This window comes from Streptococcus lactarius, from assembly GCF_016642265.1.
Taxonomy (GTDB): Bacteria; Bacillota; Bacilli; order Lactobacillales; family Streptococcaceae; genus Streptococcus; species Streptococcus lactarius.
In genome coordinates this window covers 280,020-296,588 of the sequence record NZ_MRXX01000001.1, presented here as the reverse complement: position 1 = coordinate 296,588, position 16,569 = coordinate 280,020, and the positions used below count along the sequence as shown (strand labels likewise).

At 36.9% G+C, this 16,569-nt stretch carries 28 protein-coding genes and 1 other RNA gene; 23 read left to right on the top strand and 6 right to left on the bottom strand.

All coding sequences use genetic code 11. The annotated features are described in order from the left end of the window. Positions 1 to 185: 185 nt before the first annotated feature. The 3 genes from BTU61_RS01595 (at position 186) to ssrA (ending at position 2,154) form a co-directional block, all read left to right on the top strand. Positions 186 to 893, top strand: coding sequence for an ABC transporter ATP-binding protein (locus tag BTU61_RS01595; protein ID WP_200772056.1), 708 nt, complete (start codon positions 186 to 188; stop codon positions 891 to 893). 9 nt (positions 894 to 902) lie between these two features. After that, the gene (locus BTU61_RS01590) at positions 903 to 1,703 is read left to right on the top strand and encodes a hypothetical protein (protein WP_200772055.1); all 801 of its coding nucleotides are present in this window, start codon (positions 903 to 905) and stop codon (positions 1,701 to 1,703) included. A gap of 103 nt (positions 1,704 to 1,806) precedes the next feature. Then, positions 1,807 to 2,154: a transfer-messenger RNA gene (gene ssrA / locus BTU61_RS01585) on the top strand. Positions 2,155 to 2,306: 152 nt separating this feature from the next. On the opposite strand, the gene BTU61_RS01580 is transcribed toward ssrA, so the two are convergent. The 5 genes from BTU61_RS01580 to BTU61_RS01560 form a co-directional block, all read right to left on the bottom strand. Continuing rightward, on the bottom strand, positions 2,307 to 3,392 hold the full coding sequence (locus BTU61_RS01580; protein WP_200772054.1) for a tyrosine-type recombinase/integrase: 1,086 nt from the start codon (positions 3,390 to 3,392) through the stop codon (positions 2,307 to 2,309). A gap of 115 nt (positions 3,393 to 3,507) precedes the next feature. Next, positions 3,508 to 4,173, bottom strand: a complete 666-nt coding sequence (locus tag BTU61_RS01575; protein WP_200772053.1) for an NYN domain-containing protein — start codon at positions 4,171 to 4,173, stop codon at positions 3,508 to 3,510. 298 nt (positions 4,174 to 4,471) lie between these two features. Continuing rightward, positions 4,472 to 5,392 carry an exonuclease domain-containing protein gene (locus tag BTU61_RS01570; RefSeq protein WP_200772052.1) on the bottom strand — a complete coding sequence of 307 codons (921 nt, stop codon included), beginning with the start codon at positions 5,390 to 5,392 and terminating at the stop codon, positions 4,472 to 4,474. A gap of 12 nt (positions 5,393 to 5,404) precedes the next feature. Beyond that, positions 5,405 to 5,788: an ImmA/IrrE family metallo-endopeptidase gene (locus BTU61_RS01565; RefSeq protein WP_200772051.1), complete on the bottom strand. Its 384-nt coding sequence runs from the start codon at positions 5,786 to 5,788 to the stop codon at positions 5,405 to 5,407. A gap of 12 nt (positions 5,789 to 5,800) precedes the next feature. Continuing rightward, entirely contained in the window at positions 5,801 to 6,166 is a 366-nt protein-coding gene (locus BTU61_RS01560) for a helix-turn-helix domain-containing protein (RefSeq protein ID WP_200772072.1), read from the bottom strand. 303 nt (positions 6,167 to 6,469) lie between these two features. Between BTU61_RS01560 and BTU61_RS01555 the strand changes: the two genes are divergently transcribed. From BTU61_RS01555 to BTU61_RS01545, 3 genes are read left to right on the top strand one after another with little or no spacing between them, the layout of a single operon-like run. Then, entirely contained in the window at positions 6,470 to 6,679 is a 210-nt protein-coding gene (locus BTU61_RS01555) for a helix-turn-helix domain-containing protein (RefSeq protein WP_031575328.1), read from the top strand. A 3-nt stretch (positions 6,680 to 6,682) separates the two neighbouring features. Beyond that, positions 6,683 to 7,594, top strand: a complete 912-nt coding sequence (locus tag BTU61_RS01550; RefSeq protein ID WP_200772050.1) for a DUF3102 domain-containing protein — start codon at positions 6,683 to 6,685, stop codon at positions 7,592 to 7,594. Next, complete coding sequence (locus tag BTU61_RS01545) at positions 7,591 to 8,016, top strand: ORF6C domain-containing protein (RefSeq protein WP_200772049.1); 426 nt, start codon at positions 7,591 to 7,593, stop codon at positions 8,014 to 8,016. Before BTU61_RS01550 ends, BTU61_RS01545 begins: the two co-directional genes overlap by 4 nt. A 98-nt stretch (positions 8,017 to 8,114) precedes the next feature. Here the strand turns inward: BTU61_RS01545 and BTU61_RS01540 are convergent, their stop codons facing one another. Next, positions 8,115 to 8,387, bottom strand: coding sequence for a hypothetical protein (locus tag BTU61_RS01540; RefSeq protein ID WP_049488111.1), 273 nt, complete (start codon positions 8,385 to 8,387; stop codon positions 8,115 to 8,117). Positions 8,388 to 8,507: 120 nt separating this feature from the next. Between BTU61_RS01540 and BTU61_RS01535 the strand changes: the two genes are divergently transcribed. The 17 genes from BTU61_RS01535 to BTU61_RS10355 all read left to right on the top strand — a co-directional run bounded on the left by BTU61_RS01535 (position 8,508) and on the right by BTU61_RS10355 (position 16,473). Continuing rightward, entirely contained in the window at positions 8,508 to 8,663 is a 156-nt protein-coding gene (locus BTU61_RS01535; RefSeq protein ID WP_160312932.1) for a hypothetical protein, read from the top strand. A 14-nt stretch (positions 8,664 to 8,677) separates the two neighbouring features. Continuing rightward, positions 8,678 to 8,956 carry a hypothetical protein gene (locus BTU61_RS01530; RefSeq protein WP_049472199.1) on the top strand — a complete coding sequence of 93 codons (279 nt, stop codon included), beginning with the start codon at positions 8,678 to 8,680 and terminating at the stop codon, positions 8,954 to 8,956. A 91-nt stretch (positions 8,957 to 9,047) separates the two neighbouring features. Next, the gene (locus BTU61_RS01525) at positions 9,048 to 9,224 is read left to right on the top strand and encodes a hypothetical protein (protein WP_157915963.1); all 177 of its coding nucleotides are present in this window, start codon (positions 9,048 to 9,050) and stop codon (positions 9,222 to 9,224) included. Positions 9,225 to 9,234: 10 nt separating this feature from the next. Continuing rightward, positions 9,235 to 10,560, top strand: coding sequence for a replicative DNA helicase (dnaB, locus tag BTU61_RS01520; protein ID WP_200772048.1), 1,326 nt, complete (start codon positions 9,235 to 9,237; stop codon positions 10,558 to 10,560). 3 nt (positions 10,561 to 10,563) lie between these two features. Next, positions 10,564 to 11,325, top strand: a complete 762-nt coding sequence (locus tag BTU61_RS01515) for a conserved phage C-terminal domain-containing protein (RefSeq protein ID WP_200772047.1) — start codon at positions 10,564 to 10,566, stop codon at positions 11,323 to 11,325. Continuing rightward, the gene (locus BTU61_RS01510) at positions 11,325 to 12,134 is read left to right on the top strand and encodes an ATP-binding protein (RefSeq protein WP_200772046.1); all 810 of its coding nucleotides are present in this window, start codon (positions 11,325 to 11,327) and stop codon (positions 12,132 to 12,134) included. The genes BTU61_RS01515 and BTU61_RS01510 overlap by 1 nt, the downstream gene beginning before the upstream one ends. After that, positions 12,134 to 12,628, top strand: a complete 495-nt coding sequence (locus tag BTU61_RS01505; RefSeq protein WP_200772045.1) for a MazG-like family protein — start codon at positions 12,134 to 12,136, stop codon at positions 12,626 to 12,628. The genes BTU61_RS01510 and BTU61_RS01505 overlap by 1 nt, the downstream gene beginning before the upstream one ends. Then, complete coding sequence (locus tag BTU61_RS01500; RefSeq protein ID WP_049472206.1) at positions 12,625 to 12,906, top strand: DUF3310 domain-containing protein; 282 nt, start codon at positions 12,625 to 12,627, stop codon at positions 12,904 to 12,906. The genes BTU61_RS01505 and BTU61_RS01500 overlap by 4 nt, the downstream gene beginning before the upstream one ends. Before the next feature lie 5 nt (positions 12,907 to 12,911). Next, positions 12,912 to 13,313, top strand: a complete 402-nt coding sequence (locus tag BTU61_RS01495) for a helix-turn-helix transcriptional regulator (RefSeq protein ID WP_200772044.1) — start codon at positions 12,912 to 12,914, stop codon at positions 13,311 to 13,313. Continuing rightward, positions 13,303 to 13,533 (top strand): hypothetical protein, encoded by a 231-nt coding sequence (locus BTU61_RS01490; protein ID WP_200772043.1) that lies wholly within the window; start codon positions 13,303 to 13,305, stop codon positions 13,531 to 13,533. The genes BTU61_RS01495 and BTU61_RS01490 overlap by 11 nt, the downstream gene beginning before the upstream one ends. A gap of 56 nt (positions 13,534 to 13,589) precedes the next feature. After that, the gene (gene ssb, locus BTU61_RS01485) at positions 13,590 to 14,000 is read left to right on the top strand and encodes a single-stranded DNA-binding protein (protein WP_200772042.1); all 411 of its coding nucleotides are present in this window, start codon (positions 13,590 to 13,592) and stop codon (positions 13,998 to 14,000) included. A 61-nt stretch (positions 14,001 to 14,061) separates the two neighbouring features. Beyond that, entirely contained in the window at positions 14,062 to 14,436 is a 375-nt protein-coding gene (locus BTU61_RS10230) for a helix-turn-helix domain-containing protein (RefSeq protein ID WP_244967042.1), read from the top strand. After that, positions 14,433 to 14,936 (top strand): helix-turn-helix transcriptional regulator, encoded by a 504-nt coding sequence (locus tag BTU61_RS01475; protein WP_200772041.1) that lies wholly within the window; start codon positions 14,433 to 14,435, stop codon positions 14,934 to 14,936. Before BTU61_RS10230 ends, BTU61_RS01475 begins: the two co-directional genes overlap by 4 nt. Beyond that, the gene (locus BTU61_RS01470) at positions 14,933 to 15,295 is read left to right on the top strand and encodes a DUF1642 domain-containing protein (protein ID WP_200772040.1); all 363 of its coding nucleotides are present in this window, start codon (positions 14,933 to 14,935) and stop codon (positions 15,293 to 15,295) included. Before BTU61_RS01475 ends, BTU61_RS01470 begins: the two co-directional genes overlap by 4 nt. 128 nt (positions 15,296 to 15,423) lie before the next feature. Beyond that, on the top strand, positions 15,424 to 15,855 hold the full coding sequence (locus BTU61_RS01465) for a DUF7448 domain-containing protein (protein WP_200772039.1): 432 nt from the start codon (positions 15,424 to 15,426) through the stop codon (positions 15,853 to 15,855). A 10-nt stretch (positions 15,856 to 15,865) separates the two neighbouring features. Continuing rightward, positions 15,866 to 16,276, top strand: coding sequence for a YopX family protein (locus tag BTU61_RS01460; protein WP_200772038.1), 411 nt, complete (start codon positions 15,866 to 15,868; stop codon positions 16,274 to 16,276). After that, positions 16,276 to 16,473, top strand: coding sequence for a DUF1653 domain-containing protein (locus BTU61_RS10355; protein WP_200772037.1), 198 nt, complete (start codon positions 16,276 to 16,278; stop codon positions 16,471 to 16,473). Before BTU61_RS01460 ends, BTU61_RS10355 begins: the two co-directional genes overlap by 1 nt. The last annotated feature ends 96 nt before the right edge of the window (positions 16,474 to 16,569 follow it).

Genomic DNA, 16,569 nt, shown 5'->3' with positions numbered 1-16,569 from the left:
CAACTACTGCGTCTTGCTCAACAATCCAAAAACAATTGAGAGGCTAGGACTTTTGTCCCAGCCTCTTTTTCCGTTTATACCGTTTTTTAAACAACTTATACAAATTCTTTGCAAATTTTCATATACAGTTGCAAACATTTAGGAGACAAGGTATAATAGCATAAATAGAAAAAAAGGAGATTTACATGAATCAGTATCCTTTGGTCTACTTGGACCATGTAACGAAAAACTATGGGCAAGCAGTGGCTCTCATGGATGTTAGTTTGAATATCCAACCTGGCCGTATTATTGGCCTCCTTGGTCCCAATGGTAGTGGGAAAACAACCATTATTAAATTGATTAATGGTTTGTTGCAACCAAGCCTTGGCAATATCTATATTCATGGGCAATTGCCATCCCCAGCCTCTAAAAAAGTTGTCTCTTATTTGCCAGATACGACTTATCTGAATGAAAATATGAAAATCGTGGATGCTATCCGCTATTTCCAAGATTTTTATGCAGATTTTAATGTGCAACGTGCTTACCAATTGCTCAATGACTTGCACTTGCTTCCAAATCAAAAATTGACTAGTCTTTCAAAAGGGAATAAGGAAAAAGTGCAATTGATTTTGGTGATGAGTCGGGAAGCTGACTTGTATGTTCTTGATGAACCAATTGGAGGAGTAGACCCAGCGGCGCGTGATTATATCTTGCGGACTATTATTCAAAATAGACGTCCGAACTCATCTGTTTTAATTTCAACTCACTTGATTGCAGATATTGAGCAAGTTTTGGATGAGGCGATTTTCATCAACCAAGGAAGAATCCTCTTGCATGAAAATACGACTGTTTTGCGCAATCAACACGGAAAATCCGTCGATGAGATCTTCCGTGATCAATTCCGTGTTTATTAGGAGGCACCCATGTTTGGTAAATTATTAAAATATGAATTTAAATCGACAGCTAAGTGGTATTTATTGATCACTCTGATTGCACTAGGTTTGTCAGTGATTACAGGTGTTATTGGTGGAAGTGCTACAAACGGTTTTGTGAATATGGGAACCAATAGTATGCAAATCATAACGGGGACTCTTGGGATTCTCATTTTTGGAGGAGTCATCGGTCTTTATCTTAGTAACTACTATATTATTATCCGTCGTTTCTATTCTAACTTATACGAACGCGAAGGCTATTTGACCTGGACCCTTCCAGCTAGCCCTCATGCCATCATTCTGTCTAAGTTTGTGGGAGCCTTAGTAGCGAGTCTTTACTGCCTATTCCTTCTATTTTTGAGTGGTTTTATCACAATACTTGTGATGGGAGCTGTCATGGGAGAAGACCTCTCTCCTGTATTTAGTATTTTCGAGGCTTTTAGTCATTCCATCGTTTATTGGATTATCATCTGGTGGATTTTTACAACCGCTTCAGGAATCCTTTTGTTCTATGTATCGATTGCACTTGGCCAACTGTTCCAAAATCGTCGTGGATTGAAGGCTATTCTGTTTTTCTTTCTCTTGTGCATTGTGTTAAGTATCATTGGTACTGCAGTCCAACCAGGTAGAAATATGAATATGAATGATTTACTCCATCTGCTCTATGATAACGGAAATATGGAGGAATGGGGAACCTTATTTATACCAGGACTCATCTATGAAGTCATCAAGATTGTTTCTATGTACTTCACGGTTCACTATATCAGCAAGTACAAGTTGAATCTTCAATAATAACAGCAAATTGAGCAAGGAGCTTCCCAGCGGAAGCCTTCTTGTTCAATTTTTTTCTTTTGCATTTTTAGCTGCATTTTGATATACTAAATGTATTCGTTTTGGGGTCGTTACGGATTCGACAGGCATTATGAGGTATATTTTGCGACTCGTGTGGCGACGTTAACGCTCAGTTAAATATAACTGCAAAAAATAATAATTCTTACGCTTTAGCTGCCTAAACACCAGCAGGCGTGACCCGATTCGAATCGCTCGCGTTTGATGACAGGTCTTTATTTGAGCGAGATACGATCAAGCTTTGTCTAGTAGCTTGATAAGAGATTGATAGACTCGCAGTCCCTAGGCTTGAGTTATGTGTCGAGAGGCTGTTAAAACAAAACATAACCTATGGTTGTAGACAAATATGCTGGCAGGTGTTTGGACGTGGGTTCGATTCCCACCGGCTCCATATATACTTTCTAAAGTTTTCTAAAAGTTTCTAAAACGTTGCAAAAACAACGTTTTTTGTTTTATACTTTCTATTCCTTTTTGAACCTTTTTGAAACTGGCAGACCCAAAAACAGACCCTTTTTTATCCAAAGGGTCTATCTTTATGTTATTTGTCTAAAAATCAATATAGTTTGCGAATTTCTCACCAATGTCATCCTTAGCCTCTTTAGTGATGTGAGTATAGATGTTCATGGTTGTTTTTAAATCTGAGTGTCCAAGTCTATACTGGACCTGTTTGAGTGTCATTCCAGCTTCAAAGCATAGGCTGGCATGTGTATGTCGGAAGCCGTGGATCCTAATCGGACGCACATCCGAATCTTTGACAATTTGTTGTAGCCATTTCCGTGGTAGTGTTCCTGGTATCGGTTTTCCTAATTCATTCTCAAAGATAAAAGTAGTAGTAGGATTCATTTCTCTCCACTCTGTGAGTAGTTCACTTGTCTTTTCGTCCAAGCTTATTAATCGGTTGCTACTTTTGTTTTTTGTAGGACCGACAGATTCCCCGTCAAATCCTCTCGTAATGGCTTTGTTTATGCTCAGAGTGTTATTGGTCCAGTCTTCCCATTTGAGGGCTAAAACCTCCCCTTTTCGAGCCCCTGTGAAGGCTAGAAGACGAAAGAGGACTTTCTTTCTAAGTTCATCTGTTTGGTCTACTAGTTCAAGGAAAGATTTCAGTTCCTCCTTATCGTAAAAATCGCTCTCTGTATCTACTTGCTTTCTGACAAGCGTTGTTACACTCTCAACCGGATTGGTTGAGATGTAGCCATGTCTGATAGCGTACTTACATATGTTATTCATCAAGCCTTTCATTTTACGTCCGTAAACAAGTTTTTTGGACCAGTCATTGACTTGTTCCTGAAGTTGCAGAGGAGTGAGAGTAGAAATCTTCTTATCTCCTAAAGTCGGATAGATATGATTTTTTATATTCCGTTCGGTCTTGATGTAGGTGCTATCCTGTACTGTGTCAGCATATTCCTTGAGCCATTTTTCAGCGACTTCCTTGACAGTGATTTCCTTGACAGTGATTTCCTCACTATTTTTAAGGTCAGTTTGAAGTTGGAGAAGTGCTGCTCTTGCTTTGGCTTTTGTCTGAAACCCCTGACGCTTTACATACTTGTCTTTCCCATTTTCTTTACCTACATAGATCCGAAATCCGTAGGCCGTTTCACCATTCTTCTTTTTATAAGATTTTATTTCCATTGCGTTTTACCTCATTTCTTGATAAAATGAGTATAAGAAAGTGCCCTTTTTAATGGCTTTTCTTATACAGCATTCCTCACACTCAATTTTTGGCGAAGGCGAGTGTGGGGATTTTTCATTTTTTATACTCGTTGTCACAGGTTCTTAACCCATCTATATGAAGGCTTAAACTGTCTTTTATTTTTCCTCCAAGAGGATCTAGAATAAAATCAATACCCTCTCTACGGGCTAATTTTGCAGCAGGCACAAAATCACTGTCACCAGAAATCAGAACTATTTTATCAACTTGATGTTTATATGCTAGTGCTGCAATATCCAATCCTATACGCATATCTACACCTTTTTGTTGAAGATTTAAAGTAAAATGTTTTTCTTCCAAATCATTTATAGTCAATCTCCCATTTATAAGCTGTTTAGTGTATTTTTCTTTTAAATTAAAATGAGCATTATTTTCGCTTAATTCACCTAGGCGCAAAGCAATTTTCCTTTTATGACTTAATTCATTAAAAAAATCATTTGTCCAAGACTTTGTATCACTTTTACTAAAATCAATCGTTCTTTTTAAAACTGGATGAAAAACTTGTTTGTTAACGGGTGGACAGTCATAGTAAAATATTTTATACAAATCATGTGTGACTTGTTTTTTGAAATTTTTTTCAATCAAATGCCTGTTGCAATAACTATATAGTCTTTCTGCGCTTGCTTTGGCAGATTCATTACCAAAAATTGAAGAGCTTCTTTTTCTATAATATCCACCATCAACTAAAATTGCTGTTTTCATAAAATCTCCATTCAATAAAAAAAGCTGCGATCTCGACGATTCCCTTATGGTGGGGCGCCTACTATCTACAGCTGTGTTCACTTATTATGTATTACATGTTATTACAATATAAGTAAAAAGTCAACTGTTTTGATAATTTTTTTTAAAAAATATTAAAAATAATTTTTATCAATTTTAAAATTTTTGTTTTTGAAGTTAAAAATCTTCTTCTACTAAAATACCAATATCTGATAATTCTCCTTCTAACTAATTAGTGAATTATACTCATCTTTAACCATCGTTTCGTTAGCGATGGTTTTTATTTTAGTAACTTTATGAAATCATTTTCTGTCATGATTTCAATATCATGACCTTTTTCAAGCAATGATTGTGCTTTCTTCATTTTACTACTTAGACCGTCTACACCGACCACACGCCAATCTTGTTCACCGACAACTAGAATATTTGTATGATTAGTTACACCTTTTTCTGGGATTCCACCAACAAGTGCCACCGCCTTATTGGCTTCTTTTCTGGTCATTCTTTCTAATTTTCCAGTAAAGCAAAAGTATAATCCGTAGAAGTAGTGGTCTGGATCCATTGCAGCCTTCTCCTCTTCTGTAGGAGTATAGATAAGATTATCTTTATATTTAGGATCTTTTTTTCGATTAAAACCACGCTGCCCAAGTAGACCTGTCTTGTCATAACGATACTCTTTTAAAAAGTCATTGAGATCAGAAAAAGAGTTGGCTGATAATAGGTGATCTAGAATTAAACCACTAGCTTTCGCATCAGACAAAGCATTATGATGGTCTAATTGAATATTCAACGCTTTCGAAAGATTTTTTAACTTATAATTTAATTGTCCTGGCATAGCAACTTTTGCAAGTCTATACGAACAAATATATTTTATATCGTCATAATCCAACTGATATTTATTGTAAACGTCATTCAAGGCTCCCATATCAAATTGGGCAAAATGACATACAACAATATCAGAACCAATAAAATCAACAATATCCTGCCTTACTTCCGGAAATGTAGGAGCATCAGCAACGTCTTCAGGTTTAATACCGTGAATAGAAATGTTGAAGGTGTCAAAACTTGTTTCGGGATTGATTAAGGTATAGTAGGTGTCAATGATAGTTCCATCTTGAAACTTTACCAAACCGATTGAACAGATACTTCCTCTAAAATCATTAGCAGTTTCAATATCTAAAGCAACATATGAGAAAGACATATTAGTCTCCTTTCATTCGACCAATGCTAAGTATTCCTCTCGAACCATAATTTCATTTGTTATAGTTTTCAGATTATAGTAAGACATAAATTGTAGGTAATCAAACTCTCTAGGGTCTTCTAGGTTATCTAGTGCATCTTTTACAAGATGATGAATCATATTCCTATCAGCTTCATTTTCACATCGTAGACGAGCGTTCTGGTACTCTGAGCGTGTGTGATCCTTGTGTCCCAGTTCATGCAATAGTACCTTAACTCTCTCTTTTTTGTTGAGTTTACTCGATAGGAAAGCTGTATTAGTTTCTTGTTCGTAAAATCCGAGTTCATCAGGCATTAAATCTCCATCAAAATCAATAATACGAACTTGATAATGGCTTATAATTTCTTTTTCGGTCACTAAGCAGTACCTCTAATCACCAGCTTCTTTTAGATAACCTTCAATAATTGACTGTATGATTTTCTTCTTTTCATCTGTTAATTCTCGACCACCGAACATCATGACATTAGATGCCATTTCTTCAACATTTAGTGGTTTTCCTTGCCAGGTATACTCTTTTGAATCACCAGCAATAGTAGGATTATCCGTGCGTCCCAGGAGGTAATCGGTGGACACATTGAAGTAGTCGGCGATTTCTTGCAGGCGGTCAGATTTAGGAGTTTTTTCTTTCAAAGTATAGAGGTAATTTATACTATAACCTAAATCTTCTGCAACTTTTTGAAGGCTTATTCCTCGTTTTAGAGCAAGTTCCTTAATTTTTTCAAGTGTAGAAAACATTGTCATATCACCTTTTCTAAGACATGACAAAAAATATTTTATAAAAAAGTGTTATTTTCTGTTGACAAAAATAATACTAAAGTGTAAAATAGTTTTTGTAAGTTAATGAGTTAGTAAAAAACAGAGTTAAAACTTATCTAAAAAAATAAATAGCTTTGGCGAGCAAGAAAATTGATAGATACAACGTTTTATCAATGTTTTTAATTATGCTTTCATTTTACACTAAGGTATAAAAGTTGTCAATCATTTTATAAAAAAATTTACTAACTCTTTAACTCTATAAAAAAATAAAGGAGAAAAAACATGAGCCAACAACATCGCAAGTGGATCGAGCTTGTAAAAGATCGAATTGAAAAACGTGGATGGTCACAGACAGACTTGGCCATTGTTGTAGGTGTTAGTCCATCAGCTATCACACAACTTTTCAAAGATGGAAAAGGTAGTGATGACTTGAAGCTTCGTATTAACAAGAAGTTGAGAATTAATGAGTCGTGGGAAAAATTTGAGGAGTAGGAAATGAACGAAATCACTTTATCAAATAACCTAGCTCAAATTGAGTTAGAAATCAATCACCACAAGCAAATAGCTGGTCAATCTATCTGGGAAATCGGCAGACGATTGAATCATGTGAAAGAAAATGACTTGGTACATGGTCAGTTTTTGGAATGGCTGGCAAAGATGAACATCGAGCGAACAGAAGCTCATAGAATGATGAAGGTTGCAGAGGAACTTCCAAATGTTGCAACGTTGCAACATTTAGGAACCACAGCACTTCATCTGATCGCAACTCTTCCAGAAGAAGAGAAAGAGGAGCAAATCCAACGCATCGAAGATGGTGACACTCCGACAGTGCGAGAGCTACAGGAAGTTAAGAAAAAACTCAAACTCAGCCAACAAGCAAATGAGCTTCTACGAGCTGAAAACGAGAAAATCAAGTCTTCCAAGCTAGAAGTCAAGGAAACTATCAAGGAAGTCGTACCGGAAGATTACAAGGCCACACAGGACCTTAACAAGCAATTGCTGGAAAAGAACAAGGAACTATCTAAAACTGTCAAGGCAATGGAAGAACGCTCCGAATTCATCGAAAAGCAACTTGCTGAGACACTAGCCCAGCGTGAAGAGGTCGATAAGAAATCTGCTCAGTACGATGAATTGACACGAGCGATTGAAGAATCGCAAGGGCAACTCAATAGCGTACAGAAGCAAATCTCAGCTTACAAGAACATCACAAACCTTTTACAAAAGGGGAACGATTTCTTAGCAAGCATGGGAGGTCTGATCTATGCAGATGAAGAAAAGGTCCTCAAAGCAGATGGGATCATCCGAAACGAATTTGATAGTTTTATCAGTCGTGGTTTACGCTTTTTCCATGATCTGGATAAGATCAGAAAGGAAGGCAACGATATTTTAGAAGGAGAATTTGAATGATGAATGAAGTCGAAAAGGTCAAACAGGACCTAACAACAGAAGATGTGATGATTCACGCTTTGCAGGAATTGAAAAAACTGAAAGAAGGGCAATCGGTTCTATCTGCCGATGTGGACTATCTTAAGAATGAACAACCAGTAAATCCATCCATTTGCTTGGCGTTGGAAAAGCTTCGTAAACAGAAAGTTGTGTCACTACTTGGTGGAAAAGATAGTCAAGCTTATCGTGATCGGCATTTTGCCCAATCTGTATTTTCTCAGGCTGCTAAAGATTTCAAAGATTATTTCCGTATTCCACGGTACGATCTATTGAAGCGTAAAGATGAAGAGCGTGCATTTGACTATTGGAATAGCTGGGAGCCATCAGCAAATACCAAGCTAGAAATCAAAGCCCGTAACGGACAGATGAGTTTAGTCGGGTGAAGAGGTAAATATGAAAATAAAATTTAAAAAAGAACTTGTTAAAAAACAAGTCCTTATATCAAAAGACGGGAAAACTACTGTAATACTTAGTGATTCGACTATTCACTTTCAAAAGTAATTACAAGTTTACCATCAACAGTATTGGAAATTGGTTTTCTATTAGACCACACTTCATTTTCTTCACTTTTAACTAATAGAACTAAACCATTTTCATGTACCGACAATAAATCAATAAATTTCTCGTTATCTACTGTTGTAGCAAATTTCAAAACAGATTTAGATGATGGATCAACACTGTCTACATCTGAGGTTGAAAAACGATATGGCAAGAAACTTACTTCATTAGGCAACATTTCATTAATGTAATTCATAGATTCCCTCCTTTCATAAAAATTGACAGACGATTTTCATAAGGAGTAAGAGGTCTTATTTAATCGTTTTTTGTCAGTAGTAAGTTAACACAATAATATAGAAAGGTCATCGGTCTTGAGATGGATTTTGAAGATGAAATTATAAAGTTATCTGACTTGCTAATTGAACAATCAGAAACTTATAGTGAAGCTTTGATTAAGTTACAAAAGCTCACAAAAGATATAGCTCATGAAGTAATTTTAAGAGCTATAGAACAAAAGAAAAATAAAGAATAGAAAGGATTAAAAAAATGGTCCTAGAACTATTTGGAACTGAATTTAAAGATAAACTCTTTGAAGAGCTGGTTTCAATCAACATCAAAGCTATGGAAGAAGCTAAGCGTAGATCAAGCAGAAATATTACATGGGTGCCGATCAAACAGCTACAGGAAGCGACCGGATGGGGTAGAACTAAACTAGAAGAATGGAGAGATCAAGGGAAATTCCAATTTCAACAGTCCGGAAAGGGCGGGAAGTATCTCTACAATTTGGAAGATGTTCAGCGATTCTGTCGAAGCTTACAAAAATAAAAAAAGCGCCTTGAGAAAGGCACTTTGAAAGAACTATAAACTAATTATAACACAGGAATTATTTTTATAAAAGAATATTGGAGGAATTAACATGTTAGCAGAAATCTTAGTCGGAGTATTAATCATCGTAGTCCTATTCCAAATGATCATCATCAGCTCAATCAGTGAGCGGTGCAAGGAATCAAAACGAGAACTAAAGAAGATGATCGCTGAACAACAACGTATCCAAGAAGCACGAGAAGCAATGCGTTTTGGTTATCGTAGATAGGAGCTAGTTTATGGCAGAAAAAAACACAATCCTGCCTCACGATATTCTTGCTGAACAAGCGGTAATCGGATCAATATTTGTCGATCCAGATAAGATCCTCATTGCTTCTGAATACCTCACAAAAGAAAGTTTTTACAAACTATCACATGGCATCGTCTTTGGAATCATGGAAGATTTGTCGGACAGGGGGGAACCAATCGACCCCGTATCAGTTAAATCAGCGCTTGACTCAATAGGCGAATTTGATCGAATCGGAGGGATGGCATTTCTTGCTAGTCTCATCAATGCTGTACCAACCAGTGCTCACATTGAGCATTATGCCAAGGTTGTAGCCGAAAAAGCGAGAGCACGAAAGGTTATTGAAGATCTCAATCAAACAATAGCTAACGTATATGATGGGCAATCAGATCTAAATGACATACTCGTTCAGACTGAGCAAGCATTATCAAACATAGCAAATGACAAGCAGACTGGCTTTCGTCCAATCATTGATGTCATTGATTCCACGCAGTCAATTATTGACGAGCGCTCCCAGCGTGTTGGTGATGTAACAGGAACACCAACAGGTTTTACAGATTTTGACAATATCACGACTGGTCTACATACTGACAATCTGATTATCCTTGCAGCAAGACCAGCGATGGGAAAAACAGCTTTCGCTCTAAATATCGCTCAAAATGTGGCAATAAGAGCTGGAAAACCAGTGGCAATATTCTCTCTTGAAATGGGGGCAGAAAGTCTTGTAGAGCGTATGCTTTCAGCCGAAGGACTGATTCCGTCATACCATGTAAGGACAGGTAATCTTTCAGAAAGTGAATGGCGCAGGATGATCCTTGCTCAGGAACAACTTGCAAAAGGAAAAATCTATATTGACGATACAGCAGGAATTCAAATCGCTGAGATTCGATCCAGAGCCAAGCGCTTGTCTCAAGAAACTGGCGGTCTTGGATTGATTGTAATCGACTATCTCCAGCTAATTACTGGTAGAGGTCGAGAAAATCGACAACAAGAGGTGTCTGAGATATCTAGACAGTTGAAGATATTAGCAAAGGAATTGAAAGTTCCGGTAATTGCATTGAGTCAGCTATCTCGTGGGGTTGAACAACGAAACGACAAAAGGCCTGTGCTCTCAGATTTAAGAGAGTCAGGATCGATTGAACAAGATGCCGATATAGTCGCATTTCTCTATCGAGAAGCTTACTACAATCGTGAGGAGCAGGAGGAACCTGATAATGTTACAGAATTAATCCTTGAAAAAAATAGACATGGCAGTTTAGGAACGGTCAAACTATTCTTTCACAAGGAATATGCAAAATTTTCAAATAAGGAGGCCTGATGAATGGTAACTGAGAATCGTAGATATTACTGGTTACAGCTAAAAGATGACTTCTTTAATTCCAAAGAAATGAAGCTCATGAGAAAGCTTCCTGGTGGAGAAGAAATCACGATCATCTACCTAAAAATGATGCTGGCAAGTCTAGCAGAGCAAGGGAAACTTTATTTTGAGGGATTGGCAGAGGATCTAGCAGAAGAACTATCTCTGTTGATAGACGAAGATCCAGAAGCAATCAGATTGACACTGATGTTTTTAACGAAAAAAAAATTATTGACTACATCAGACAATTATCAGTTTAACCTCGAACAAGTTCCAGAAATGGTAGGGAGTGAAACAGCAAGTACCCGTAGATCTCGCAAGCATCGAGAGAATCAAAAAGTGTTGCAATGCAACACCGATGCAACAAAAGGCAACGGAGATATAGATATAGATATAGATATAGATATAGATAAGGAGAAAAAAGTCCAATCAGATGTCTATGACGAAATTATCAAATATCTAAATGACAAAACAGGATCTCATTTTAAACCTACTAGCAAATCAACTCAAAGACTAATTAATGGTCGTTTAAGTGAGAATTACTCAATAGATGATTTTAAACATGTTATTGATGTAAAAAGCCTTGAATGGAAAAATGATTCTAAGATGTCCAAGTACTTAACTCCAGACACTTTGTTTAATGCGACTAAATTTGAAAAGTACTTAAATCAAAAGATGCCTTCGAGTGCATCAACTCAGCAACAAGATGAAAGGTTGGGATTTTAATGTATCAGGATTATACAGTAGATTCTACCAGCGAACCTAAAATTTGCAACAAGCATGGTTCCAAGATGATCAATGCAAAAGTCATGATTGATGGATCCCAGAAATCGCTTGACATTTGTCCAGAATGCGAAAAAGAAGAAATCAATAAATTTCAGGAACACTTAAAGCAAGAAGCAGCTATCCAGTCCATTCTAGCGAATACATACAAAGTATTTGATCGTGAGAGCATCTATTCCAAGGAATTGGAAGATAAAACACTTAATAATTACGATACTGGAAATAAGTCGTGTGAACGAGCTTTGAATTTTTCAAAAAGAATGTTGCGTGACTTTCTGAAGTACGAAACAGGAAATGTAATCTTGAGCGGTCCTCCAGGGGTCGGAAAGAGCCATTTATCTATTGGAATAGCCAAAGCATTGAATGAAAAATTTAAAGAATGCAAGCAACCAAAGAGTGTGCTATTCATTTCGACTTCTGCGCTCTTTTCAAAGATTGAAGAAAGCTTCAATGGTCGAGGAGACTTCACAGAAAGTTATGCTGTGAATCTATTGAGCAATGTTGATTTTCTCTTCTTTGACGATTTGGGAAAAGAAAGTAGCATGAGCGGAAGCCTCAAAGAAGCAAATGAGTGGAGACAACGAGTACTGTTTAAAATCTTGGACAATCGTCAAACAACATTCTTTAACACAAACTTATCGAGCAACGATATTAAAACAATTTACAACAAGGCCCTTGCTGACCGAATTTTCAAGGGTGCAAGCAAACATATTTTTAAATTCCCAGAAAATACAGAAAGCAGGAGATATTGATGGAAAACAAACAATTAAAAGATTTAATCGCAAAAGTTCAGCGCTGGTTTTATGACCGAAATTTGCAAACGCAAGATCCTAACAAGCAATTTTTGAAATTGTATGAAGAGATCGGTGAATTATCACGAGGACTGGCAGAGAACGATGAGGAAGTCACGAAAGACAGCATCGGAGACATCACCGTAGTATTGATCGGTTTGACATTACAGTTAGGAATCAAAACAGAAGAAATTTTCCCAGAAAATAATACATTCGTATTTTCCAAGGCAGCAAAGTCAGAAGACTATTTTGTCTTAATGATGGACCAATCATTGGCCGCATACTTTAACCGACAATCATACCAACTAAAAAATGTTGTTTATGAGTTGATGCGAATTTCAGCATTGCTACATCATGATTTCGTTGAGTGCTTGAATATCGCTTATGAAGAAATCAAGGATCGAACAGGGAAATTAGTGGATGGTGTTTGGATTAAGGAGGAGCGACTAAAATGACAGAAGAAATTTTAAACAATGGCTTTGACAAAGTAAATAAACCTAATCATTACTGTGGACAGTATGGTCTGGAATCTATTGATATTATTCGCAATTTTGCTGGAGGACCAAAAGAAGTCCGTGGATTTTATTGGGGAAATGTCATCAAGTATCTTTGTCGCTACCAAAAGAAAAACGGATTGGAAGATCTAAACAAGGCAAAGAAGTACTTAGACTGGCTCATCGCAGATTTGAAGCGTGAAGATCTCGAAAAGACAGCGATTGTTAAACAGGAGTGAAAGTTATGAGACATTATACTAAAAATCAAATGGATCACTTTCGTCAGCAATTACAATTGTTGATTTTAGGAAAAGGTCTCACTCGCAAAGAACTCTCTAGGAATCTATATCGTGGTGAACAGACGATACAAGAATGGATCACTAAGGATGGCATCAATCCTGACCATGTCCAAGAATTGTGCGAGTATTTCGGTATTGAGGAAAAAACTTTGATGGGTGATCCGGAAATTCTTGCCGACTATAAGCTATATGATCGTGATAAGTATATCTGTACAGGGACTTTAAAAGAACTGAGCAGAATTACTGGAAAAGATGGTGCATTACTCAAATACTACATTCACTTAAACGAACAAGGACGACATGCAGGACATCTAAAACTAGAAAGGGTAAAAGAAGATGAAACGTAAAATCGATTGGCTAATCATTAACTTGGTATTGCTGGCAGGAGTTACATTGGTAGTTGCTATCAATCTCAACTCCAGATTGGCCAAACAAGAAAAAACAATCAAGGATATGCAGTGGACTATCCAAGAACATGAATTAAGTATTCAGCGCTTTGCTGAACAAAATACTGCGCAAGAGGTAATCCTAAACAAATTAAATCGGGAGTATCAATCGCAGGAATGAAAGAAAGCAGAAGCAGTTAAGGAAGCTGCTGAAATGAATAATGTTGGAGGATAATAATGATCAACAATGTGACTCTTATTGGTCGGTTAACCAGAGATGCAGAGCTACGCTATACACCGAGCAATATAGCAACAGCACAATTTAATATCGCATGCAATCGAAATTTTAAAAATACAAATGGTGAATACGATGCAGACTTCATCAACTGCGTGATGTGGAGAGAGCAAGCGGAAAGATTTTGCAATTGGACCAAAAAAGGAATGCTGGTCGGAATTACGGGAAGAATTCAGACTCGAAACTATGAAGGAAATGACGGAAAACGTGTATATGTGACTGAAGTTGTTGCAGAAAATTTCCAAGTTTTGGAAAAGCGTGACAACACTGCCAACCAGAACAGCACGACTGAACAGATGCCACCTAACTATGCAAATCCGATGGACATTGATGAAAGTGATTTGCCATTTTAAGAACAAAAGGAGAAAAAACAATAGCATTTACTTTGAAGAAAGAAATTTAGGAGGTGGAGTGGTGAATAGGCTTAGAGAGTTACGAAAAGAAAAGAAACTAACCCAAAAATATTTAGCGCAAAAATTAGATGTTGCAAAATTGACTATTTCAAGATGGGAGAGAGGGATACATCAAATAAAACTCGATAAAGCGGAAATGTTATCCAGCATCTTCGGAGTGTCTATACCATACTTATTAGGAATTGATGCCGAGAATAGCACAAACTTGCCAGCATACAAAACGCACATGCTGAATATAAATAATATTTTAATTGACTTGCTCCGCAATGCAGATAAACTGACAGCCCAAAATTTGAGTGATATTAAACGAGAGGCTAGAAATTTATACGAAAATCTAGTGTGGCTGCAATACGAGGCAGAAAGGATAGAAAAATGAAAAAAGAGTTAGAAAACCACTATGCAGAAAAGTTTAATAAGCCGGATCCCGCATGTGAACTCAAATATGGTAAACGTATTAAAGAGCTTAGAAAAGCTAATAAGATGACTCACAAAGAGTTAGCAGGAAAAATAGGGATTGCCCCTAGAACTCTTCAAATGTGGGAAAGTGGAAAAAATCTTTCTTTTATTTCTAAAATGTCAAAATTGGCCGATCTCTTTGGCATATCAATTACTGACCTTTTTGACCTTCATGGACCAAAAGGAATGGATAAAATTAAAGAGTCGGGACAACTCAAAAAAATCAAAATTGTTTTTTCAAATTCACAAGAAACTGAATTCTTGGTGAACGATCTCACCCAAGATGAACTGACAGAAATCCTCAGTCAGTTTTACGATGGAAGATTGATGGTAATTCGAAATTTTTATGCAAACCCAACAAACGTCAATTATATTATTGTTGATGATTTTGAAGAATACAATGAGGAGGTGGAAAAATGAATAAACAAGAATTGATAAAAAGTTATGAGAACGCTCGCTTTGGTATTGTTTCAGTAAATGGAGTTTTGAAAGATTTACGGCAATTAGACGAATCACAAAAAGTCACAGTACCGCAGTTTGTGGCGGATTATATTGAATATGCCATAGAGAATGATTGGGATTTTCAAGATTTATTTAAGTGTATAGAAGATGAAGAAGATGAAGAACTTCTGAGATGGGTTTATCACGAACGTAATCAAGAAACGCTTGCTGCCGCTTGGATCAATGGCTATACAGTTGAGAAAGAGAAGCGGTATTTGGTGAAGATTAAAGGGATCGACAGCAAAAGTTGCTATTTAAAACGTGTCGGCAACAAGTAGATTATTAGTGGATCTGATGAATATAGGTATATGTATATACACACGGCACACACCCAAAAAGAGCTTAAAAAAGCTGGTTTTTGTGAGGTGTTTAATAGCCCATTATTTGAAGTTGAGGAGGTGGAAGGATGACAAAAACTATAGAATCGCCAGACTACTATGCACCATACGGGAGAAATGCACGTTATGGAACTCTGGAAGAGTTAAAAGAATTACTACTCTATAAGCGCATTGTGAGATGGGATGCTGATTATTTGTTGCTAGAAAATGGAGTTAAAGTGACAATCGAGATGTCAGAGAATGATTGTTGTGCTTGTGCTGGTGGGGAATTTCAAAACGTAACGCTTGACGCAGTAATCACTGACATAAAAATTGGAGAGCAAACAAAAGAAGAAGACGATTTTGGAACAACTACCAGTACGAACACGGTTATTATTTATCATAACCAGAACCCGATAGCCTTAGCTGAATGCGAGGCAGATAATGGAAATGGTGGCTATTATTATAGCGTGGCTTCTCTAGTGATTGGAAATATCCATTTTCCAGTGGTAGATGCTTAGGAGGTGCAAGATGATTCCAAAATTTAGAGGACTATCTATTGATGAGAAAAGTAAAGGAGAATGGCAATATGGTTATCTGATTGAAGACAATGGACAAGCCTTTATTATCAACGAAGTGGTAGAAGCTAACGAACAATACATAACTATTGGTTCTTGGGATCCAGTAAGACCAGACACAGTAAGTCAATCAACAGGCTTGTATGATAAGAATGGTAAGGAAATTTTTGAGAGGGATATCCTTGATTATAATGGCAGAAAAGTTATTGTTAAATGGCATGGTTCTTATGCTTGTTTTATCTACGAGTTTGTAGACGAACTAAAAAATAGAACGACAGAATGGCAACCGCTATATCTCTCTTATTATAAGTTTGAGATTATCGGAAATTCGCTAGAAAATCCGGAATTGTTGGAGGTAGAGTGATGAAAAAACCTACGGTTGGATCATATTGGGTTCACAAGAAAACTCTTAGAGTATGTAAAGTAATAGCTGTAGGCCTATGGGAAGAAACGCTAGAAGAGTGCGTGGTCTATGTGTCTTTGGATAAGGACCAGAAATGTTGGATTAGACCATTAGAGATCTTCATGGACGGAAGGCTTTATGAGCGACCATATAATTAAATTGAAGAGGTGGAAGAATGACACGACCAAACAGATACCCATATACTAAAAATCAATGGGAAGAAGAAACAACGCTGGTATGTTTTGGTGATGATA